This window comes from Citrobacter braakii (genome assembly GCF_009648935.1).
In the GTDB taxonomy this organism is placed as follows: domain Bacteria; phylum Pseudomonadota; class Gammaproteobacteria; order Enterobacterales; family Enterobacteriaceae; genus Citrobacter; species Citrobacter braakii.
Window position 1 is genome coordinate 2,442,584 of record NZ_CP045771.1, and the last position, 20,983, is coordinate 2,463,566.

The window sequence follows — 20,983 nt, forward strand, 5'->3', positions numbered from 1 at the left end:
TTTTGCTTTTTTCCGTTTGAGAAATAAAATTGATTTATTGCATCCATATATGAATCGAATAGATGAATTACTCTCTGCGTCAGTTGCGTATCTTTGTCACCGTCGCTCAGGCCAAAAGCTTTAGCCGGGCGGGGGATATCATCGGCTTAAGCCAGTCGGCGGTCAGCCATAGTGTAAAAGAGCTGGAAGGGCAGACGGGTGTGCGGTTATTGGACAGAACCACGCGGGAAGTGGTACTGACGGAGGCCGGACACCAGTTGGCGGCGCGGCTGGAACGTATTCTGGATGAATTGCACAGCACGCTGCGCGAAGCCGGACAGGTAGGAACGCAGTTAACCGGCACGGTGCGGGTTGCCGCCAGCCAGACGATCTCTGCTCATCTTATTCCGCAGTGTATTGCCCAGAGTAATCAGCTTTATCCGGCTATCGATTTTGTGCTGCACGACCGGCCACAGCAGTGGGTGCTGGAGAGTATTCGCCAGGGAGAAGTGGATTTTGGCATTGTGATTGATCCCGGCGCAGTCACCGATTTGCAGTGTGAAGCCGTGCTGTCCGAACCGTTCCTGCTGCTGTGTCGCCAGGATCATCCGTTAGCCCAACGAGAGTGGGTGAACTGGCAGGATTTGTATCACGAACGCCTGGTGCTACAGGATTATGCTTCCGGTAGTCGACCGCTGATCGACGCTGCGCTGGCCCATTTTTCCATTGATGCCAATATCGTTCAGGAGATTGGCCATCCCGCCACGCTGTTTCCGATGGTTGAGGCGGGGATTGGCATCAGCGTGCTGCCCGCGCTGGCGCTCCCCTTACCGCAGGGCAGTCACTTGCAGGTTAAGCGCCTGACGCCGGTTGTTGAACGGCAACTGATGCTGGCCCGACGTAAAAACCGCTCTTTATCAACCGCTGCTCAGGCGCTGTGGGATGTGGTGCGTATGCAGGCCAGTGAATTAACCGCAGCCCGCGCCCGCGATCCGTTGTATCAGTTATAACGCTCACACTGGTGGTTATCAGAGGGGAAATGGTTCTTCTCTGCATAGCAAAAAGGCGCCTTTAGGGCGCCTTTTTACATTGGTGGGTCGTGCAGGATTCGAACCTGCGACCAATTGATTAAAAGTCAACTGCTCTACCAACTGAGCTAACGACCCGAAGTGGTGGGTGATGACGGGATCGAACCGCCGACCCCCTCCTTGTAAGGGAGGTGCTCTCCCAGCTGAGCTAATCACCCACTTCGGTACTTCACATTTTAACAAGAAATCCAGCTGGCGAGAAAGTGGTGGGTGATGACGGGATCGAACCGCCGACCCCCTCCTTGTAAGGGAGGTGCTCTCCCAGCTGAGCTAATCACCCACTTCTCAATTTCTTGTTTTACACGGCGGAGACTACATAAAGTAGTTGGTGGGTGATGACGGGTTCGAACCGCCGACCCCCTCCTTGTAAGGGAGGTGCTCTCCCAGCTGAGCTAATCACCCCCGCTGTGTGGAGTCGCATTATAGGGAGAGTTGAAAATGAGTCAACGCATTTTCTAAAGAAATTGTTCGTTCGTCGTAAATTTAAACAAAATGATCGCAAAACAGTCCGTGCGGCATGATTTGTATACGAAAATGGCAAAGCGTAATGTTCCAACCTGAACAACATTGAGGAATCAGACCACGGTGATAGAATACGAGCCTGATAATCTTCCCTGGATTTGCCGGTTGTCGGCATCTTTATAAACGTAAGGCCATTTCATGAAAATCAAAACTCGCTTCGCGCCAAGCCCGACAGGCTACCTGCACGTCGGCGGTGCGCGTACTGCTCTTTATTCCTGGCTTTTTGCACGCAACCATGGCGGTGAGTTTGTGCTGCGTATTGAAGACACCGATCTCGAACGCTCCACTCCGGAAGCTATTGAAGCCATTATGGATGGCATGAACTGGCTGAATCTGGAATGGGATGAAGGCCCGTACTTCCAGACCAAACGTTTTGATCGCTACAACGCGGTGATTGATGAAATGCTGGAAGCAGGCACCGCATATAAATGCTACTGCTCTAAAGAGCGTCTGGACGCGCTGCGCGAAGAGCAGATGGCGAACGGTGAGAAGCCGCGTTACGACGGCCGCTGCCGCCACGGCCACGAGCATCACGCTGCTGATGAACCTTGCGTGGTTCGTTTTGCCAACCCGCAGGACGGTTCCGTTATTTTTGACGACCAGATCCGTGGGCCGATCGAATTCAGCAACCAGGAGCTGGATGATTTGATCATTCGCCGTACCGACGGTTCCCCGACCTACAACTTCTGCGTTGTTGTCGACGACTGGGATATGGAAATCACCCACGTTATTCGTGGTGAAGACCATATCAACAACACTCCGCGTCAGATCAATATCCTGAAAGCGCTGAACGCGCCGGTGCCAGTGTACGCACACGTATCAATGATCAACGGTGACGATGGTAAAAAACTCTCCAAACGTCACGGTGCGGTCAGCGTTATGCAATACCGCGACGACGGTTACCTGCCGGAAGCGCTGCTGAACTATCTGGTGCGTCTGGGCTGGTCCAGTGGCGATCAGGAAATTTTCACCCGTGAAGAGATGATCAAACTGTTCTCCCTCGGTGCGGTGAGCAAGTCTGCGAGTGCGTTTAACACTGAAAAACTGCAGTGGCTGAACCATCACTATATTAATGCGCTGGCGCCGGAATATGTAGCAACCCATCTGCAATGGCACATTGAGCAGGAAAATATCGATACCCGCATAGGCCCGCAGCTGTCAGAGCTGGTTAAACTGCTCGGTGAGCGCTGCAAAACGCTGAAAGAGATGGCGCAGAGCTGCCGCTATTTCTACGAAGACTTTGCCGAGTTCGACGCTGATGCAGCGAAGAAACACCTGCGCCCGGTTGCGCGTCAGCCGCTGGAAGTGGTTCGCGACAAGCTGGCTGCGATTAGCGAGTGGACGGCAGAAAACGTGCACCATGCGATTCAGGCAACGGCTGATGAACTGGAAGTTGGCATGGGTAAAGTCGGGATGCCGCTGCGCGTAGCCGTTACCGGCGCGGGTCAGTCCCCAGCGTTAGACGTTACGGTGCATGCGATTGGTAAATCCCGCAGCATTGAGCGTATTAATAAAGCGCTGGCGTTTATTGCTGAGCGTGAAAGCCAGCAATAAGACTGATTGACCGATGAAACAACGGCAGGAGCGTATCCTGCCGTTTTTTTTGCCTGTTATTCAGACTCATCAATACCCAAACGAGTAAGAAAAGTGCGAATACCTTCGCGCGAAATATACATCGCCAGCTTTTCTTGTTCCGTGGGGGACATGTTGTCCAGTGCGCTAATTATCTGGCGACACGCGTGGCTGCGTACTACGTGGGTGTATTCTGCCAGCGGTTCTTCAGCCTGATAAACTTCAGGGACTTTGCGAAAAGCGGGAATATTGAGCAGAAACGCGCGGACGCTGGAGTCAATATGAATCAGTCTTGCACGACCACCTTTAACGCCGGGAAACTTTTCGGTAGTCCAGTTTTGTTCTCTGATCCAACGATTGACGGTTTGTTTGGCAACCCCGAGACATTCCGCCAGCTCTTCGGTCGTCATTTTGCTGCGTAATTTTTTCATATTATTTGTTTTCGCGGATCCCTAAACGCTGTAATAAACCCGTAATGCCTTCACGCAGGATCAGTGAGGTAAACATTTTCTGTTCTGTCGGCGTCATTTCTTTGGCGAGCCTAATCAGCAGCGCTTCAACAGAGGTATCGCCGGATATCGATAAGTTATCTGACAAACCTTCGGCTGAACGCTCAGCGCTGCGAATGTATTCACGAACTTGTTCGGTGACGTGAACCAGCCGGGCTTTACCGCCCTGAACGCCTGGTTTTGGTGATGTCGCCCAACCTTCTTTGCGTACCCATTTATTGATGGTCTGTCGGCTGTATCCGGTCAGATTAGCAAGTTCTTCTGGCGTCATCCGTTCCTTGAACATAACGATTCCCTGAATAGTCGTGGGGTTAATTAGTGGTTCATTTTATAGCACCATTTTAGTAGAAACCGTGACGCGTTTAACTACTGAATGCGAGTTGTTACGCAATGTTCTTCATTTGACTGCTTTTTCAGCGATTGAATTCTATGAGTTAATTTTGCCGTTGACACACGCGAAGGGAATTCATATGATGCCGCCCGTCAACTCGACAAGCTTTACGTAATGGGGCTATAGCTCAGCTGGGAGAGCGCTTGCATGGCATGCAAGAGGTCAGCGGTTCGATCCCGCTTAGCTCCACCAAATTTAATCCCAATGAATTTGGTACGTACGTAAAAGCATCGTGGGGCTATAGCTCAGCTGGGAGAGCGCTTGCATGGCATGCAAGAGGTCAGCGGTTCGATCCCGCTTAGCTCCACCAAAATTTAAACCCTCGCTGAAAAGCGGGGGTTTTTTGTTTCTGCATCCTGCCAGTTCTTACTCTTTATCTCTTCGGTTTGCTGAATCGCAGGCATAAAAAAACCGGGGAGAATATGAATCTCCCCGGTCTTATTACTGCGACGTTGTCTTACGCTTACAGCACCAGTGCGGCGATAGATGCGGACAGTACGCTCACCAGCGTAGAGCCGTACACCAGCTTCAGACCAAAGCGAGAAACCACGTTACCTTGCTCTTCGTTCAGGCCTTTAATCGCACCGGCGATAATACCGATGGAAGAGAAGTTAGCGAAGGAAACCAGGAACACGGACAGGATGCCTTCTGCGCGCGGGGAGAGCGTAGCGGCGATTTTCTGCAGATCCATCATCGCAACGAATTCGTTGGAAACCAGTTTAGTTGCCATGATACTGCCTACCTGCAGCGCTTCGCTGGACGGCACACCCATTACCCATGCAACCGGGTAGAAGATGTAACCCAGGATGCCCTGGAAGGAGATGCTGTAGCCAAACCAACCGGTCACGGTGGCGAACAGAGCGTTCAGGGCAGCGATCAGTGCGATGAAACCAATCAGCATCGCCGCAACGATAATTGCCACTTTGAAACCAGCCAGAATGTATTCACCCAGCATTTCGAAGAAACTCTGGCCTTCGTGCAGGTTAGACATCTGGATATTTTCTTCGCTGGCGTCAACGCGGTACGGGTTGATCAGCGACAGCACGATAAAGGTGCTGAACATGTTCAGAACCAGCGCCGCAACCACATACTTCGGTTCCAGCATGGTCATGTACGCGCCGACGATAGACATGGAAACAGTCGACATCGCCGTTGCTGCCATGGTGTACATACGGTTACGAGACATTTTGCCGAGAATATCTTTATAGGCGATAAAGTTCTCGGACTGACCCAGGATCAGAGAGCTGACGGCGTTGAAGGATTCCAGTTTGCCCATACCGTTTACTTTGGATAACAGGAAACCAATCGCGCGGATGATTACCGGCAGTACGCGGATATGCTGCAAAATACCGATCAGGGCGGAGATGAAGACGATCGGGCAAAGCACTTTCAGGAAGAAGAATGCCAGGCCTTTATCGTTCATGCTACCGAAGACAAAGTTTGTCCCTTCATTAGCAAACCCGAGCAGTTTCTCAAACATCTCGGAGAAGCCTCTCACGAAGCCCAGACCGACATCAGAGTTCAGGAAGAACCATGCCAGTAACACTTCGATAACAAGCAATTGAATAACATAACGAATGCGGATTTTTTTACGGTCACTGCTTACCAGCAGTGCGAGTACCGCAACCACGGCAAGGGCCAGGACAAAATGAAGAACGCGGTCCATATTTGCTCCAAATATGAGGCAGGTTTAGTTTTCGTGCACATTCTATGTAACAACCATAAAGAAAACGAGATCAAACACACACTATAATAAGGACCTGTGACGAGATTCAAAATTAGTGATCGGTGATACACTTCCGTTATGTTTAGTATGGAAGTGAAAAGTTATGTCATTGTGCTATTCTCATAACAATAATTAAACATCTCGCCGGTATTTCCAGAATCCTTATCGATCCATAGACAAACGCTATCAGAGAAATCAACGTCACCCATTAAAATGAATTTGATAATCATTCTCAGTAGGCGTAGCTTGAAATATAGCAAAGGCTATGTTTCTGAGGCACTAAAATGACTAACGATCGCGTTGAGAGTAGCAGTGGGCGGGCAGCGCGCAAGTTGAAGCTCGCATTAATGGGACCTGCGTTCATTGCGGCGATCGGCTATATCGATCCGGGTAACTTCGCCACCAATATCCAGGCAGGGGCCAGCTTTGGTTATCAATTGCTGTGGGTGGTGGTCTGGGCAAACCTGATGGCGATGCTGATTCAGGTGCTGTCGGCAAAACTCGGCATTGCTACGGGTAAAAACCTGGCGGAGCAAATTCGCGATCACTATCCTCGCCCGGTGGTGTGGTTCTACTGGGTGCAGGCAGAAATTATCGCTATGGCAACAGACCTTGCTGAGTTTATTGGCGCTGCGATTGGCTTCAAACTGATCCTCGGCGTTTCCTTATTGCAAGGGGCCGTACTCACCGGTATCGCGACGTTCTTAATTCTGATGCTGCAGCGTCGCGGTCAAAAACCGCTGGAAAAGGTGATTGGCGGCCTGCTGCTGTTTGTGGCCGCGGCTTACATTGTGGAGCTGGTTTTTTCCCAACCGAACTTTGCGCAGCTTAGTAAGGGAATGGTGATCCCAAGCCTGCCTAATTCCGAAGCGGTGTTTCTGGCCGCTGGGGTGCTCGGTGCGACTATCATGCCGCACGTCATTTATCTGCACTCTTCCTTAACTCAGCATTTGCACGGCGGAACACGCCAACAGCGCTATGCGGCCACTAAATGGGATGTGGCTATCGCCATGACGATTGCCGGATTTGTCAATCTGGCGATGATGGCGACGGCTGCCGCTGCATTTCATTTTAGCGGGCATACCGGTATTGCCGATCTCGATCAGGCGTATCTGACCCTTGAACCGTTGTTGAGTCACGCTGCAGCGACGGTGTTTGGTTTAAGCCTGGTGGCTGCGGGACTCTCTTCTACCGTGGTCGGTACGCTGGCGGGGCAGGTGGTGATGCAAGGGTTTATCCGTTTTCACATTCCGCTATGGATACGCCGTACCGTCACCATGATGCCATCATTTATTGTAATTCTGATGGGATTGGATCCGACCCGTATTCTGGTGATGAGTCAGGTGTTGCTCAGTTTTGGTATCGCGCTGGCGCTGGTGCCGCTGCTGATCTTCACCAGCGACAGTAAGCTGATGGGGGATCTGGTCAATCGTCGTTGCGTTAAACAGATTGGCTGGGTCATTGTGATACTGGTCGTGGCGCTCAATCTCTGGCTACTGGCAGGCACGGCGATGGGGCTATAATCAACCGTGACTCGCGACGGGTCACGGTTTTAATTGAGCTTTTCCTCTATGATGTGCCCTGCATAATTAACTGGCAGGCGTTCATGAATCATTTTGATCTCTCTTTCCTGAAATATCTCCAGGACAACAGTCCGCTCCCCGTTGAAGAGGCCGTCGAGCGTTTCGGTAAAACGCTCTCCACGCTAAAACGGACAATGAAAGAGCTCAATGAACTTCTGCCAGAGAATGTCCAGCTACATCAGGATAATCAGTTTATTACCACCCGGATTGGCTACAGCGAATACCGACAGTTTTTAGCGCGCGTCCAGTTTAATCGCTATATCACTACGGCAGAAGAGAGGGTGAAGGATCTCTTTGTGGCGCTCTGTTTGCACGATGTGGTGAATAAAAATGATTATTACAAAAAATTTTATGTCAGTGCGGGAACGGTAAAAAATGATAATCCCGTCATGATGAGCCTGGTGCAGGAACGCGATCTGATTGTGCAAAGTATCCCGCGTAAGGGCTCCCGGCTTGCGGGGGATGAGTTCCAGCTGCGGCTGGCGGCGTGCATGACGATACTAAAAACGGTCGAAATTGGTGAGGATCACCGACTTATCGCCCACCAGGCCAATGAGCCGACAGGCCGTTCAATTGCCGAACAGTTTCTTCATCAGTGTGCTGCAGAGATAAACCAGGCGGCAGACTATTACGAAGATAAAATCAGTCCGGTCATCGCCCTGGGATATAACGGCAGAAAATACTTACTGGTCTATCTTAGCCTTGCTCTGCACCGTATCCGCAGGGGACACAGAATTACGGAGAGTTCGGCGGCTGAGTTTTTGACAACCTTTCCTTATGCCGTATTGCCTGATGCGGATGAAAATATCTGTCTGGATCTGCTGATTGCTTCACTGACGTTTACTCATCGCCCCTTCACATTATACGACGCCCGGCTGGTCTCTTACGTTAAGCGCACCTGTCACGCTTTAGCCGGATGTCTGGAAAACACCATTCACAATCAGCACGCCTGGTTTGCGGAGATTTATAATTTTATCTATGCCGCCATCATCCAGAATAAATTTCATCTCTGGTTCGATGATAAAAAGCTCCATGATGTCCAGCGACGCTATCCTGAGCTATGGGATCATGTCCAGTATGCGGTGAAGGAGATTGAACATCACTGGCAAACGACCTTTTCTGCTATTCACCTGGCAACCCTGGTGCTGATTATCAAAAAGTATGCGCTCAAAAATCGGGTTGTTGGCGATAAGAAAAAGCGGGTCATTATTGTGACGAACTCGTCAGAGAGTAAGGTCGGCTATTTTAAAGAGATGCTTTTCTCCCGCTTCCATATTGAAATCCCCGCCTGCATCAACATCAATGAGATTGCGCGGCTTCAGCAGCTCGAATTCGACCTGCTGATTACCTTCACAAACAAGATATCGAGTCATCTCCGCTACGCCGGGCTGGATTATGTCAAAGTGAATTTCTGGCTCACGCAGGACGATCTCCTGTTATTACGCGAAAATGGACTTCCCTCCGCGCGCAAAAAAATACCTGCTGAGGACTTTATTCAGCAGGTTCAGGGAATGAGCCAGGAGGCGTTAAAAATTTTTCTTGATACGCATTACAGTGATATTTTTATTTAGCCAGAGGTTGCGAAACGCCGCGACACCAGACGGCTTCCAGGTTTAACTCTGCACCCAACACGAGAATATCGGCATCTTTTCCTGACGTCAGGCTGCCTTTTCTCGCGTCAACACCCGCCAGGATTGCCGGATTAAGGCAGGCAATCTGCGCGGCTGAAACCCAGCCTTTTTCCAGCCTGTCGACCACATTTTTCACGGAGTCCAGAAAGCTCATCTCCAGTTTGCACACTTCGGACCACTCCGTGGGTGAAACCGTTCGGGTCTTTCCGCTGTGGTCGGTGATTTCAAGACAATGATTGTGAATGCGAAACGTCTCCTGGCGCAGGTAATGGTGGAATTCAGATCCTTCGGGAAAATCTACATATCCCAGACAATCGCTGACCATGACCAACCGGCGATCTTTTTTCAACCGATAGAGAATGTCGAACACTTCTGGTCGCAACGTAATCCCGCTCTGCTTTGCCACCTCGGCATACGTATTCTGATGGTACATCAGCGCCCCCACCACGCCAGGTTCCCGGTGATGCAGCCCGCGCATGGCGCTAAAGGCATGGGTAAAGTGGGTTAAACCGGCTTCAATGGCGAGGGTGGTTTCATCAAAGGTGGCGTCGGTATGACCGGCTGACACGGTGACGCCTGACTGGCGTAAATAGCGGATTAGCGCCAGGGCGCCCGGCAGTTCGGGGGCGAGCGTCATCAGACGGATATTTCCCCTCGCGGCGTGCTGATAGCGTTTGAACCCTTCGATACCGGGTGGTTGAATCGCGTCCTTGCTCTGCATTCCGCTGTATGCAGGGTTAATAAAGGGGCCTTCCATATGAATACCCACCGCTTCGGCACCATCTTCCGCTTTTGCGTCTGCAATCCAGTCTGCGGCGGTGGAAAGACTCTCCAGCAAGAACGTTTCCGGCTGGGTGGCTGATGTTGCAAGCCACGCGGTAACCCCGGCGTTAACCAGATCCCGGCTCATCGCCTGCAAAGAACGGCGTTCACCTCTCCAGGCAAACGACCCTCTCCCCCAGCCGTGAACGTGAATATCCACAAAACCGGGCATCAGCATGGCATGGCGATAATCGACGATTTTTCCTCGCGGTGTACTGTCGAGGCCAGAAATACGTCCGCTTTCAATATGCAGATAGCCGCTTTCGATTCCATTCGGGGTGACAATGCGTTCACTTGCCAGAGAAAGCAGGGGATCAGCCATTGTCTTTCTCCCATACGCGAGCGGCCGTTTCCTCGGCGATTTCTGCGCAAAGGCCGATGTAGTGAGCAGGATCCAGCAGCGTATTAATTTCTGAGTCGCTAAAGTGCTGGCGAATAAGAGGGTCATCACGCAGCACATCAGCGTAGGGGATGCCTTCATGCGTGCTGCGCATTGCCAGTTGGTAGACGCGTTCATGTGCGGCATCTTTGCCCAGCCTTTCCACCAGCTGCATCATGATTTTTTCGCTATTAATAAGACCATGCGTTAACTGCACATTCTGGCGCATACGCCCAGGATTGATGACCAGCGTTCGCGTCAACTCTTCGGCTCGCATCACAATCTCAGCCATTAACTCCATACTCTCCTGAATATTACCGTCAAAGATAAAGTAAGCGGAGCTGTCTGCTTCGAAGGGACGTGGGCTGACATACAGGCAGGAGGTCATTACTGAGTACAATTTCTGCGCGTTGGCGATGATCCCCTTCGCCAGTTTAGGATTCACTTTTTGCGGCATGGTGCTGCTGCCAACGGTGCCTTTAGTAAAGGCTTCTGAAACTTCGGCAAACTCTTCGCTTGAGGTCTGATAAACCTCTTCGGCTATTTTGTGTAACGTCGTCGCCAGCAGGCACAAATTACTGATGTATTCAGTGCGGTAAATGCGCGAGTTGCGGGAGGGAATCGCCATTGAATGCATTCCCAGCTTTTGGGCAACGCTATCCTGAACCCGGCGGCCGGTTTCACCGGTCGCGTGGAAGGCGCCCACGGCTCCCCCCATCATCACGGTAAAGACGCGTTTTTCCGCTTCCCGCATGCGCTGCTGGGCGCTCAGTAACTCATCAATCCACACGGCGGCTTTATAGCCCCAGGTGATGGGCAGCGCGTGCTTACCGTGGGTACGTCCGGCCATAATCGTTGCTTTATGGTCAGATGCCATCTTTGCCAGGTTACGCAGAATATCGTCCACAAAACCCTGCATGATGGTATCGAACTGCTTTGCCAGATAAAGCTGTGCGGTTTGCTGAATATTCTGCGTGGTGACGCCGTAATGCACGTATTTTCCGCTTTCACTGTCACAGGCTTTGACCAGCACTTTGATGACCGGAACGAAGCCGTGACCAATCTCGCGCAGCAGGCGTTCCATTTCCGTCAGGTCAATCTTATCCACGTGGCAGTTAGCGGTAATATTGACTGCGGCGCTGGCGGGGATCATGCCGTGTCCGGCCTGTGCCTGAGCCAGGGCGGCTTCAACATCGAGCCATGACTGTACCCGCGCTGGCTGCGCGAGCAGAGATTTCATTCCTCGATCGTCGATCGTTTTGCTTTTTGAATCATACAGTGCACGCATTACTATCTCCTTGAATTTATTTCGCACCGACGAGGCGGTCGTCTACCGCGTTACGGACAAATTCTACGTGTGGGCCGAATACCACATGAACATGGTTGCTGGAGGGGATAAAGGTTCCCAGCGAGCCAGATTCTTTAAGAATGGCCATGTCCATTTTTTTCTGATCTTTCAAATCAATACGTAACCGTGAAACGCAGTTTTCAACGCGCTTGATATTGTCTGTCCCGCCCAGCCCCTGAATCACCAGTTCGGCGACTTTGTCGTACTCTTTATTGTTCAGTAAGGTGCTGTCAGCGATTTCACTCTCGCGGCCTGGGGTCTTAATATCAAATTTACCGATCGCGAAGCGGAAGACGAAATAGAAGACAACAAAGTTAATCACGCCGAGGATAATTAAATTAATCCATTGGGTGTGTTCATACATCAAACCGAAAATACCAAAATCAAAAATGGTGCCGCGAATATAGCCGATGGAGACTTCCAGTAATTGCAGTGGAATGGTCAATAAGCCACAGAGTACCGCATAGACAATAAAGAGTTTTGGCGCGATAAACAGGAAGGAGAACTCCAGCGGTTCGGTAATATTCCCCAGCATGGCGGTTAGCACCACGGTCAGGATCATCCCTTTGGCAAATTTCTTATTCTTGAAATAGGCCATGTGGTACATCGCCAGACCAATCGCCGGAACGCGGAACAGCGTCGTGAGCATTTGTGATGAGGCAAGATAGCTGGTGAGCGTCGGCATATACTCTTTCCAGGCCGGATGGGTGGGACCAAGCTCAAACAGGATTTTATTGATAGCGGGCAAAATACCGACATAGGTCTGCCCGTCAATCAGGTACGTACCGCCTGCCGCGGTGAAACGCACGGTGGAACTGAGAACGTGGTGCAGGCCAAACGGGATCAGCAGGCGATTGAGCGTCATATAGATACCTGCACCAATGTTGGGTGCCATCATTATTGTTGATATGGCGCGCATACCTGCGGTAAACAGATCCCAGATAAAAGGAATGATCAAGCCGACGGGAATGGAAAAAGCAATGGCTAAGATCGCGACGGATTTTTTACCGCTGAAAAAGGCGAAAGCGAGAGGTAATTGCAGCCGGTAAAAACGGTCGGTTATTTTAGCTGCCAGCAGCCCGGCAATAATGCCGCCCAGCGCTTCGATTTTCAGCGTCTGAATACCTAATACCATTCCCTGTCCGACCAAAGCCATATCCTCTTTCGCTAGCGTACCCGCCAGCTTAAGATGCACATGCATGGCGATAAGCAGAGTCAGGTAAGCCACGACGGATGCAAATACAGCAATCCCTTTTTCTTTTTTAGACATACCGTAGGCGACACCCATCGCGAACAGTAAAGGAATATTATTAAAAACGACGCTGCTGATTAATCCCAGAGAAGAGAGAATTGCTCTGAAAATTTCATTGCCCAGAAAGGGGAGTTTATCAATCATATAGCTCTGCCCTAACGCAGCGCTAATTCCCATGACCATCCCCACAGGCGCCAGTACGGCGATCGGTAATAATAGCGATCGACCGAATGTCTGAATTTCATTCTTAAAATTAGCATTCATAAGTTAATCCTGACGTGAATTCTCTTGAGGATAAGATACGTTCAGGAGATTTTTGCTCAAGGGCAAATAGTGAAAAATAAAAAGCGCAGGATTTGACCATAAAAAAGCAGCCTGCAGGCTAATGCTGGTCACTTAAGGATTGATTAGCCGCAAAGGTATTTTTTATTAAAGCGAAACGGATTGAACTGAAAGTCAGCGTACTGAAGCGATCCGAAGGAAGACGACATAAGGCGAATGGATCACGAAGTGACGATTTTCCTGCCGGAAGCCTGGGTGGCAAGGGAGACGGTGAGCCTCCCTTGCCCGTTACGGGAATGAGGGTTTCAGAGAAACAATGAACATACGGTGAACGGAACCCTTTGCCATTGTTAAAAATTCTCTGTTACCACAGGTTCCTTTTCTTAATGACGATGCCCGTGACCGCCGCGCCCACGACCGCGATGGTCGTCACGGTCATTCCAGCCTTCTCGGTAGCCGCGTTCATAAGCTTTGCGTTTATCCCAGCCACGATGGTAGCCGTTGTCATGACGCCACCAGCGATTTTTGCGCCACTCATAGTTATGGTGCCAGTAATCCCGGTCGCGCCAGCGGCCGCCATCCCAGTAGTTACCGTAATTATCGCGATCGCCAATTTGCAATTTTATTGATGGCAGCAGGGTGATTTCGCCAGCGTTCGCGGCCAGCGGTGTAAAAGCCATTAAGACTGCCGCCAGAATCAGTGACCTGAACATGTTTTCTCTCCTTCACGATCGAGCCGTAGCCGGCCTGTTAACGTAATATTACGGGGCAGTAAAGCCCCGTTTCATCGCCACAACTCTTAAATCGCAAGTGAGAGCACTTTTTGTTAATAAATGTGTCTTTATTTCAACCGACTCAGAATGGCATCAATCTCCGCGCACTCTTCAGGCGTAAAGTGACGGTTTGCCAGCATGCCGACGGCATCTTCAATTTGCGCCGGTTTACTGGCGCCAATCAGCACAGACGTAACTTTGTCTTCCCGAAGAACCCACGCGAGCGCCATCTGAGACAGCTTTTGTCCCCGTCGCTCTGCCAGTGCGTTCAGCGCTCGAACTTTTTCCAGTTTTTGTGGGGTGATCTGGTCCGGATTCAGAAAACGGCTGGTGCTTGCGGCGCGAGAATCCGCAGGAATACCGTTCAGATAGCGGTCGGTTAACTGCCCGCCAGCCAGCGGTGAGAAGGCGATACTACCGACGCCTTTTTCCTGTAAAAGCGACAGCAGGCTCTCTTCGACCCAACGCTCAAACATAGAATATTTGGGCTGATGAATAAGGCATGGCGTACCTAAATCGTCGAGTATTTCAATCGCTTGTCTGGCAAGTTCAGCCGGATAGTTAGAGAGGCCTACGTACAGCGCTTTGCCCTGACGGACGATATGATCCAGTGCGCGCATGGTTTCTCTGAGCGGTGTTTCAGGGTCGGGGCGATGGTGGTAGAAGATATCGACATACTCCAGCCCCAGACGCTTCAGGCTTTGATCGAGGCTGGCAATCAGGTATTTGCGTGAACCCCAGTCCCCGTAAGGGCCTTCCCACATGGTGTAACCCGCTTTGGTGGAGATGATCAGCTCATCTCGCCACGGTAAAAAATCTTCCTGCAGGATGCGACCAAAATTTCGCTCCGCTGAACCCGGCGGTGGACCATAGTTATTCGCCAGATCAAAATGGGTGATCCCCAGATCGAATGCACGCTGTAACAGCGCCCGACTGTTCTCGACCTGCGTGGTATCACCAAAATTGTGCCACAACCCCAGTGATACAATCGGGAGCTTGAGGCCGCTCTGACCACAGCGGCGGTACTCCATTGTCTGATAACGATTTTCAGCAGCCTGATAAGCCATATAGCCTCCTGTCAGATAAGGTGTGACTTTGAGTGTATACGTTTACACAAGGCCAGCTGCAATTAAATTTAGGGATGAAAACTGTACATCTTGCTTTCCACCCCCTTCACAGCGACTTTCCTGGACAGTCATCACAGTTCTTCGATACTCAACATGAGGTTACCGTCAGAAGGAAAGCTGTCATGCAAACCCCGTATTCCGTTGCTGATTATCTGCTGGACAGGCTGGCAGGCTGTGGTGTTGGTCATCTCTTTGGTGTGCCTGGCGATTATAATTTGCAGTTTCTTGACCACGTGATTGAACATCCCAGCGTACGTTGGGTCGGGTGTGCGAACGAGTTGAATGCGGCTTATGCTGCGGATGGCTATGCCCGGGTATCCGGGGTGGGGGCGCTGCTCACCACGTTTGGCGTGGGTGAGTTAAGCGCGATTAACGGTATCGCGGGAAGCTATGCGGAATATGTTCCTGTTTTGCATATTGTTGGCGCGCCCTGTCGCGGTGCTCAACGTCGCGGGGAGTTGATGCATCACACCCTTGGGGACGGTGATTTTCAGCATTTTTATCGTATGCAGCAGGCGGTGACGACGGCCAGCGCAGTGCTGGATGAACAAAACGCCTGTTATGAAATTGACCGCGTGCTGCGAACAATGCTCATCGAACGCAGGCCGGGCTATCTGATGTTACCTGCTGATGTGGCAAAACAGCGGACCACGCCGCCGAATGACATCCTGATTGTTCCTCTGAGCGAGCCAGAAAGCAGCGTGGCAGAAGCGTTTCGCTACCATGCCCGCGAGCGGTTACTGGACAGCCCGCGCGTAGCGCTTCTGGCAGACGTTCTCGCGCAACGCTTTGGCCTGCAGCCGGTATTGCAACGCTGGATGGCGGAAACGCCGATGGCCCACGCCACGTTGTTGATGGGCAAAGGGCTATTCGATGAGCGCCATCCGGCGTTTGTCGGCACCTACAGCGCTGGAGCCAGCAGCGACTATGTACGTCAGGCGATAGAAGATGCCGACACGATAGTGTGTGTTGGCACACAATTTGTTGACACTCTGACCGCCGGGTTTACGCAACAGCTACCACAGGAGCGCACGATTGAGGTGCAGCCACATGCCTCACGGATTGGAAACCGTTGGTTTAACGTCCCGATGGAGCAGGCGGTAACCACCTTGCGGGAACTGTGTCTGGAGATGTCCTTTTCACTGCCGCCAGAACGTCCGCCAGTTAGACGTATTCAGGTTGAGAAGGGACCTCTGACGCAGGAAAATTTCTGGCATACGGTGCAGCAGTATCTGGCGCCCAATGACATTATCCTCGTCGACCAGGGGACCGCTGCATTTGGCGCGGCTGCGCTCACGCTACCCGGTGAAGCGGAGGTGCTGGTTCAGCCGCTGTGGGGGTCTATCGGCTACGCGCTCCCGGCTGCATTTGGCGCGCAAACCGCCTGCCCGGACCGCCGGGTGATCCTGATTATTGGCGATGGTGCGGCGCAGCTCACCATTCAGGAACTGGGCTCTATGCTCAGAGACGGGCAATCTCCCGTTATTTTGCTGCTAAATAATGACGGCTATACCGTGGAGCGGGCTATACATGGGGCAAATCAGCGCTATAACGATATCGCCGCCTGGAACTGGACGCAGGTGCCGCAGGCGTTTCGTCGTGAATGTCAGGCGGAGTGCTGGCGTGTGGAGCAGGCGGTACAACTGGAAGAAGTGCTGGCCCGTTTGTCCCATCCGCAACGATTGTCGTTAATTGAGGTGGTACTACCGAAAGCCGATCTTCCTGAGCTATTGCGCACGGTGACCCGTGCGCTGGAAACGCGTAACGGAGGCTAACTACTTATCGGTACGCTCGGCGATCATCATCGGTTTGCCCGCCAGCAGCAGCCAGGCGGGCAGCATGACGATGCACAGGAGCGGCAGCAGGGTGGAATCTGGCACCACCACTGCTGCCATAAACAGGCTCAGCCAGGCGTCACGGGTGACGACCAGCACCAGTCCAAGAATCGCGCAGGAGACGGTAATGGCCGCTGGCACCGCTTCAACGTGGGCGTGCAGCATCAGGCCAAGCGCGACCCCAACGAATACTGCCGGGAAAATTCGCCCGCCGCGAAAACCACTCGCAGCTGCAACCACTAATGCCGCCAATTTGATCACGGCGAGCATGAAATAATCCGATGCTCCCAGCGTCTGGCTAAATGCCATTTGCTGCATTTCGTCCAGACCTTTAAACAAGGTAAGCGGTCCGCCGATAACGCCTAAAATGCCGAGGATTAAGCCGCCTGCCCCAAGAATCAGGACCGGGTGTTTCAATCGATGCATTAAATGGTGTAAACGCGGCAGACACCAGACAGCCACCATCCCGGCGGCAATGGCGATGGCGGCAACGACCGCACCGCTGAGGATATCGATCACGTGCATCTGCGTGTAGTGCGCGATGGGCAGTGAAAAATGGGGGTGAAAAAACAGACTGGTGGTCAGCGAGCCCGCGGCGGCGGCCATTAACGGTGCAAACAGGCGATCCCATAAGGGAACATTGTCCGAGCTATTCAGCGTTTGTGAAAAGACCAGCGCGGCGGCAACGGGGGTGCCAAATAGCGCGCCGATGGTGCCGGCAGAGGCGAGGATGGTCCAGTCCAGCTTAGCAATGCGGGGAAACATACGGCTGCCGAGCGCCACAGCCAGTGCGATATTTACGGTCATGATCGGGTGTTCCGGACCCAAACTGACGCCACCCGCCAGGCCGAGGATGAGCGCTGCCAGCAAGCCCGGAATTGCTGAGGTGGGGACCGGCATTCCAATTAACGGCTCACAGGCAGGATCCGGTCCCGCGTGACCCTGGCTGTAGCGAATAACTAACCCGACCATGATCCCCGTGAGCGTCAGCATGCCGATAATCCACAGCGGAGAGTCCTGGGCAATACCGATGCTAACGGGCAGGCGTTCCCACAAAAATTGCTGTAAAACGGACGCCACTTTCATCACAACGATCAACACCAGGCTGGAGGCAATACCAATAATTAGCGCAGGAGTTGATAGCAAGAGCATCGTTCTGGCTCGTGGATGAAGCATATTCTATTCCTTAAAACAGAGTCATAGACATAGTTTGCACAGCCTGCGCAACCGCATCGCTGCAAATGGTGCTGAAACGATAAAGTAATTATGTGATCTGGATCGATTTTCCACGGGCATCAGCCTTCAGGGCGTTGTTGTTATGCCCCCATGAATTTACAGTGTGGCAAAGATTTATTCTGACTTTAGCGGAGCAGTGGAAGAATGACAAAATATGCTTTAGTAGGTGATGTTGGCGGCACCAACGCGCGTCTTGCTCTGTGCGACATTGCCAGCGGCGAGATTTCGCAGGCAAAAACCTATTCCGGGCTGGATTACCCAAGCCTCGAGGCGGTAGTACGCGTATACCTGGATGAGCATAGCGTCAGCGTTGAGGATGGTTGTATTGCCATTGCCTGTCCGATAACCGGTGACTGGGTGGCAATGACCAACCATACCTGGGCATTCTCTATTGCTGAGATGAAAAAAAATCTGGGCTTCAGCCATCTGGAAATCATCAATGATTTCACCGCCGTGTCGATGGCGATCCCGATGCTGAAGAAAGAGCATTTGATCCAGTTTGGCGGTGCGGAACCTGTTGAAGGCAAACCGATTGCTGTCTATGGCGCAGGTACCGGACTCGGCGTGGCGCATTTGGTGCATGTAGATAAACGCTGGGTGAGCTTGCCTGGTGAAGGCGGTCACGTGGATTTTGCGCCTAACAGCGAAGAAGAAGGGATTATCCTTGAGGTCCTGCGTGCGGAAATTGGTCACGTTTCCGCAGAGCGCGTACTGTCAGGTCCGGGGCTGGTTAATCTGTATCGCGCCATCGTCAAATCAGACGGGCGCCTGCCGGAAAATCTGCAGCCGAAGGATATCACCGGGCGTGCGCTGGCTGATTCCTGTATCGACTGTCGTCGCGCGCTGTCGCTGTTCTGCGTCATCATGGGGCGTTTTGGCGGCGATCTGGCGTTAACGCTGGGCACGTTTGGCGGTGTGTACATCGCTGGCGGCATCGTACCGCGCTTCCTCGACTTCTTTAAAGCTTCGGGTTTCCGTGGTGGTTTTGAAGATAAGGGGCGTTTTAAAGCCTATGTACAGGATATTCCGGTATATCTGATCGTGCATGATAACCCGGGCCTGCTTGGTTCCGGTGCGCATCTGCGCCAGACGCTGGGCCATATTTTGTAAGACCAACGCCGGACGGTGCACAGCGCTTATCCGGCTTACATATATCCCGCAAAACCGCGTTTATTACGCGGTTTTTTTATGCCTGCCGCCCGCCTTTCCGACCTTCGTCACATTTCCGAATGGCGGGATTATTTGTCCAGTAAAAGCATTATTTGTCTGATAACGGTCGTTACTTTCCCCGGACCATAATTTCACTCGTTAACTATTACGAGGAAATGATTATGAGCAAAAAACTGATTGCCGTTTGCGCGTGCCCAATGGGGCTGGCCCATACCTTTATGGCGGCTCAGGCGCTGGAAGAAGCCGCGGTTGAAGCGGGTTATGAAGTGAAAATTGAAACCCAGGGTGCGGACGGAATTCAAAATCGCCTGACGGCGCAGGATATCGCAGAGGCAACGTTGATCATCCATTCTGTTGCCGTTACTCCGGAAGATAACGAGCGTTTTGAGTCGCGTGACGTCTATGAAATTACGTTACAGGACGCGATAAAAAATGCAGCCGGCATCATCAAAGAGATCGAAGAGATGGTTGCCGCTGAACAACAATAATTATCGACAGGGAATTACGTATGGCCATTAAAAAACGCAGTGCAACCGTTGTGCCTGGCGCATCTGGTGCGGCAGCGGCAATAAAAAATCCACCGGCCTCCCGCAATAGCTTCTGGGGCGAACTTCCGCAGCATGTGATGTCGGGTATTTCGCGCATGGTACCGACGTTAATTATGGGCGGGGTAATTCTCGCCTTCTCGCAACTGATCGCCTATAGCTGGCTCGATATTCCTGCTGACACCGGCATCATGGATGCGCTGAACAGCGGAAAATTCAGCGGTTTTAATCTCTCATTACTGAAGTTTGCCTGGCTGTCGCAATCTTTTGGCGGCGTGCTGTTTGGTTTTGCTATTCCGATGTTTGCCGCGTTTGTCGCCAACTCTATCGGCGGTAAGCTGGCGTTTCCGGCGGGGTTCATTGGTGGACTGATGTCCACTCAGCCCACGCAGATACTGAATTTTGACCCAGCGACGCTGCAATGGGCAACCAGTGCTCCCGTCCCGTCAACCTTTATTGGCGCGCTGATTATCTCGATTGTCGCCGGGTATCTGGTGAAGTGGATGAACCAAAAAATCCAGTTGCCTGATTTCCTGCTGGCATTCAAAACCACCTTTTTACTGCCCATTCTTTCCGCGATCTTCGTCATGTTGGCGATGTATTACGTGATAACGCCGTTTGGCGGGTGGATCAACGGCGGAATTCGTTCACTGCTGACGGCGGCTGGAGAGAAAGGCACGCTGATGTACGCGATGGGGATTTCTGCGGCAACGGCGATTGACCTCGGCGGTCCGATTAATAAAGCCGCAGGATTTGTCGCCTTCAGCTTTACTACCGATCACGTTCTGCCGGTAACCGCACGCTCTATTGCCATCGTGATTCCTCCAATTGGCCTCGGGTTGGCTACGCTTCTCGATCGGCGCTTAACTGGCAAACGCCTGTTCAACGCACAGCTCTACCCGCAAGGGAAAACGGCAATGTTCCTCGCGTTTATGGGCATCAGCGAAGGGGCGATCCCGTTTGCACTGGAAAGCCCCATCACGGCAATTCCATCCTATATGGTTGGCGCTATTGTCGGATCGACGGCTGCCGTCTGGCTGGGGGCGGTGCAGTGGTTCCCGGAATCGGCCATCTGGGCATGGCCGCTGGTCACTAACCTCGGCGTCTATATGGCGGGGATCCTGTTAGGTGCGGTGATTACGGCGCTGATGGTGGTGTTCCTGCGCAACATGATGTACCGCAAAGGCAAATTGCTGATTGAAAGCCTCTGATT

At 52.1% G+C, this 20,983-nt stretch carries 18 protein-coding genes and 6 tRNA genes; 11 read left to right on the top strand and 13 right to left on the bottom strand.

From position 1 onward, the window contains the following. The first annotated feature begins 62 nt into the window (after positions 1-62). Positions 63-989 carry a LysR family transcriptional regulator gene (locus tag GFC06_RS11275; RefSeq protein ID WP_016153919.1) on the top strand — a complete coding sequence of 309 codons (927 nt, stop codon included), beginning with the start codon at positions 63-65 and terminating at the stop codon, positions 987-989. Positions 990-1,069: 80 nt separating this feature from the next. On the opposite strand, the gene GFC06_RS11280 is transcribed toward GFC06_RS11275, so the two are convergent. The 4 genes from GFC06_RS11280 to GFC06_RS11295 form a co-directional block, all read right to left on the bottom strand. Further along, positions 1,070-1,145 (bottom strand) — tRNA-Lys (locus GFC06_RS11280). 4 nt (positions 1,146-1,149) lie between these two features. After that, positions 1,150-1,225: transfer RNA gene (locus tag GFC06_RS11285), tRNA-Val, on the bottom strand. Positions 1,226-1,271: 46 nt separating this feature from the next. Then, positions 1,272-1,347: transfer RNA gene (locus tag GFC06_RS11290), tRNA-Val, on the bottom strand. Positions 1,348-1,393: 46 nt separating this feature from the next. After that, a tRNA-Val gene (locus GFC06_RS11295) sits at positions 1,394-1,469 on the bottom strand. 258 nt (positions 1,470-1,727) lie between these two features. Between GFC06_RS11295 and gltX the strand changes: the two genes are divergently transcribed. Then, entirely contained in the window at positions 1,728-3,143 is a 1,416-nt protein-coding gene (gene gltX, locus GFC06_RS11300) for a glutamate--tRNA ligase (RefSeq protein WP_137380939.1), read from the top strand. Positions 3,144-3,199: 56 nt separating this feature from the next. Here gltX and GFC06_RS11305 read toward each other — a convergent pair whose 3' ends face one another. Then, positions 3,200-3,592 carry a MerR family transcriptional regulator gene (locus tag GFC06_RS11305; protein ID WP_016153914.1) on the bottom strand — a complete coding sequence of 131 codons (393 nt, stop codon included), beginning with the start codon at positions 3,590-3,592 and terminating at the stop codon, positions 3,200-3,202. Position 3,593: 1 nt separating this feature from the next. Then, positions 3,594-3,956: a YfeC-like transcriptional regulator gene (locus tag GFC06_RS11310; protein ID WP_047499824.1), complete on the bottom strand. Its 363-nt coding sequence runs from the start codon at positions 3,954-3,956 to the stop codon at positions 3,594-3,596. 221 nt (positions 3,957-4,177) lie between these two features. Between GFC06_RS11310 and GFC06_RS11315 the strand changes: the two genes are divergently transcribed. Next, positions 4,178-4,253 (top strand) — tRNA-Ala (locus tag GFC06_RS11315). A gap of 42 nt (positions 4,254-4,295) precedes the next feature. Continuing rightward, a tRNA-Ala gene (locus GFC06_RS11320) sits at positions 4,296-4,371 on the top strand. A gap of 153 nt (positions 4,372-4,524) precedes the next feature. On the opposite strand, the gene nupC is transcribed toward GFC06_RS11320, so the two are convergent. Beyond that, positions 4,525-5,727: a nucleoside permease NupC gene (gene nupC / locus GFC06_RS11325; RefSeq protein ID WP_016153912.1), complete on the bottom strand. Its 1,203-nt coding sequence runs from the start codon at positions 5,725-5,727 to the stop codon at positions 4,525-4,527. A gap of 273 nt (positions 5,728-6,000) precedes the next feature. Between nupC and GFC06_RS23590 the strand changes: the two genes are divergently transcribed. The 3 genes from GFC06_RS23590 to GFC06_RS11335 all read left to right on the top strand — a co-directional run bounded on the left by GFC06_RS23590 (position 6,001) and on the right by GFC06_RS11335 (position 8,941). Beyond that, positions 6,001-6,075, top strand: coding sequence for a hypothetical protein (locus GFC06_RS23590; RefSeq protein ID WP_422651152.1), 75 nt, complete (start codon positions 6,001-6,003; stop codon positions 6,073-6,075). After that, the gene (locus GFC06_RS11330; protein WP_153690164.1) at positions 6,072-7,310 is read left to right on the top strand and encodes an Nramp family divalent metal transporter; all 1,239 of its coding nucleotides are present in this window, start codon (positions 6,072-6,074) and stop codon (positions 7,308-7,310) included. Before GFC06_RS23590 ends, GFC06_RS11330 begins: the two co-directional genes overlap by 4 nt. A gap of 83 nt (positions 7,311-7,393) precedes the next feature. Continuing rightward, positions 7,394-8,941 (top strand): BglG family transcription antiterminator, encoded by a 1,548-nt coding sequence (locus tag GFC06_RS11335; protein ID WP_153690165.1) that lies wholly within the window; start codon positions 7,394-7,396, stop codon positions 8,939-8,941. Here GFC06_RS11335 and GFC06_RS11340 read toward each other — a convergent pair. The 5 genes from GFC06_RS11340 to mgrA form a co-directional block, all read right to left on the bottom strand. After that, the gene (locus GFC06_RS11340; RefSeq protein WP_047358786.1) at positions 8,934-10,145 is read right to left on the bottom strand and encodes an N-acetylglucosamine-6-phosphate deacetylase; all 1,212 of its coding nucleotides are present in this window, start codon (positions 10,143-10,145) and stop codon (positions 8,934-8,936) included. The two genes, GFC06_RS11335 and GFC06_RS11340, sit on opposite strands and share 8 nt — an antisense overlap. Continuing rightward, positions 10,138-11,490 (bottom strand): class-II fumarase/aspartase family protein, encoded by a 1,353-nt coding sequence (locus tag GFC06_RS11345; protein ID WP_049281513.1) that lies wholly within the window; start codon positions 11,488-11,490, stop codon positions 10,138-10,140. The genes GFC06_RS11340 and GFC06_RS11345 overlap by 8 nt, the downstream gene beginning before the upstream one ends. A 16-nt stretch (positions 11,491-11,506) precedes the next feature. Continuing rightward, a complete protein-coding gene (locus GFC06_RS11350) occupies positions 11,507-13,066 on the bottom strand; it encodes a PTS transporter subunit EIIC (RefSeq protein WP_019077337.1) in 1,560 nt (519 codons plus the stop codon). Positions 13,067-13,467: 401 nt separating this feature from the next. Next, positions 13,468-13,797, bottom strand: coding sequence for a DUF2502 domain-containing protein YpeC (gene ypeC / locus GFC06_RS11355; RefSeq protein ID WP_016153906.1), 330 nt, complete (start codon positions 13,795-13,797; stop codon positions 13,468-13,470). Positions 13,798-13,925: 128 nt separating this feature from the next. Next, positions 13,926-14,924 (bottom strand): L-glyceraldehyde 3-phosphate reductase, encoded by a 999-nt coding sequence (mgrA, locus tag GFC06_RS11360; RefSeq protein WP_016153905.1) that lies wholly within the window; start codon positions 14,922-14,924, stop codon positions 13,926-13,928. Between the two features lie 182 nt (positions 14,925-15,106). On the opposite strand from mgrA, the gene GFC06_RS11365 reads away from it, so the two are divergent. Beyond that, on the top strand, positions 15,107-16,759 hold the full coding sequence (locus GFC06_RS11365) for an alpha-keto acid decarboxylase family protein (protein WP_153690166.1): 1,653 nt from the start codon (positions 15,107-15,109) through the stop codon (positions 16,757-16,759). Here the strand turns inward: GFC06_RS11365 and GFC06_RS11370 are convergent, their stop codons facing one another. Next, positions 16,760-17,995, bottom strand: a complete 1,236-nt coding sequence (locus tag GFC06_RS11370; RefSeq protein ID WP_053389666.1) for an ion channel protein — start codon at positions 17,993-17,995, stop codon at positions 16,760-16,762. A 204-nt stretch (positions 17,996-18,199) separates the two neighbouring features. On the opposite strand from GFC06_RS11370, the gene glk reads away from it, so the two are divergent. From glk to GFC06_RS11385, 3 genes are all read left to right on the top strand, one after another. Then, positions 18,200-19,165: a glucokinase gene (gene glk, locus GFC06_RS11375; RefSeq protein ID WP_016153902.1), complete on the top strand. Its 966-nt coding sequence runs from the start codon at positions 18,200-18,202 to the stop codon at positions 19,163-19,165. Positions 19,166-19,386: 221 nt separating this feature from the next. Next, positions 19,387-19,713, top strand: coding sequence for a PTS fructose transporter subunit IIB (locus GFC06_RS11380; RefSeq protein WP_003028254.1), 327 nt, complete (start codon positions 19,387-19,389; stop codon positions 19,711-19,713). 20 nt (positions 19,714-19,733) lie between these two features. After that, a complete protein-coding gene (locus tag GFC06_RS11385) occupies positions 19,734-20,981 on the top strand; it encodes a PTS fructose transporter subunit IIC (protein WP_019077334.1) in 1,248 nt (415 codons plus the stop codon). Positions 20,982-20,983: the final 2 nt, after the last annotated feature.

Excerpts from the sequence above, each read along its gene's own strand:
- GFC06_RS11275 (WP_016153919.1), top strand. The coding sequence starts at position 63 with ATGAATTACTCTCTGCGTCAGTTGCGTATCTTTGTCACCGTCGCTCAG.
- gltX (WP_137380939.1), top strand. The coding sequence starts at position 1,728 with ATGAAAATCAAAACTCGCTTCGCGCCAAGCCCGACAGGCTACCTGCAC.
- GFC06_RS11305 (WP_016153914.1), bottom strand. The coding sequence starts at position 3,592 with ATGAAAAAATTACGCAGCAAAATGACGACCGAAGAGCTGGCGGAATGT.
- GFC06_RS11310 (WP_047499824.1), bottom strand. The coding sequence starts at position 3,956 with ATGTTCAAGGAACGGATGACGCCAGAAGAACTTGCTAATCTGACCGGA.
- nupC (WP_016153912.1), bottom strand. The coding sequence starts at position 5,727 with ATGGACCGCGTTCTTCATTTTGTCCTGGCCCTTGCCGTGGTTGCGGTA.
- GFC06_RS11330 (WP_153690164.1), top strand. The coding sequence starts at position 6,072 with ATGACTAACGATCGCGTTGAGAGTAGCAGTGGGCGGGCAGCGCGCAAG.
- GFC06_RS11335 (WP_153690165.1), top strand. The coding sequence starts at position 7,394 with ATGAATCATTTTGATCTCTCTTTCCTGAAATATCTCCAGGACAACAGT.
- GFC06_RS11340 (WP_047358786.1), bottom strand. The coding sequence starts at position 10,145 with ATGGCTGATCCCCTGCTTTCTCTGGCAAGTGAACGCATTGTCACCCCG.
- GFC06_RS11345 (WP_049281513.1), bottom strand. The coding sequence starts at position 11,490 with ATGCGTGCACTGTATGATTCAAAAAGCAAAACGATCGACGATCGAGGA.
- GFC06_RS11350 (WP_019077337.1), bottom strand. The coding sequence starts at position 13,066 with ATGAATGCTAATTTTAAGAATGAAATTCAGACATTCGGTCGATCGCTA.
- ypeC (WP_016153906.1), bottom strand. The coding sequence starts at position 13,797 with ATGTTCAGGTCACTGATTCTGGCGGCAGTCTTAATGGCTTTTACACCG.
- mgrA (WP_016153905.1), bottom strand. The coding sequence starts at position 14,924 with ATGGCTTATCAGGCTGCTGAAAATCGTTATCAGACAATGGAGTACCGC.
- GFC06_RS11365 (WP_153690166.1), top strand. The coding sequence starts at position 15,107 with ATGCAAACCCCGTATTCCGTTGCTGATTATCTGCTGGACAGGCTGGCA.
- GFC06_RS11370 (WP_053389666.1), bottom strand. The coding sequence starts at position 17,995 with ATGCTTCATCCACGAGCCAGAACGATGCTCTTGCTATCAACTCCTGCG.
- glk (WP_016153902.1), top strand. The coding sequence starts at position 18,200 with ATGACAAAATATGCTTTAGTAGGTGATGTTGGCGGCACCAACGCGCGT.
- GFC06_RS11380 (WP_003028254.1), top strand. The coding sequence starts at position 19,387 with ATGAGCAAAAAACTGATTGCCGTTTGCGCGTGCCCAATGGGGCTGGCC.
- GFC06_RS11385 (WP_019077334.1), top strand. The coding sequence starts at position 19,734 with ATGGCCATTAAAAAACGCAGTGCAACCGTTGTGCCTGGCGCATCTGGT.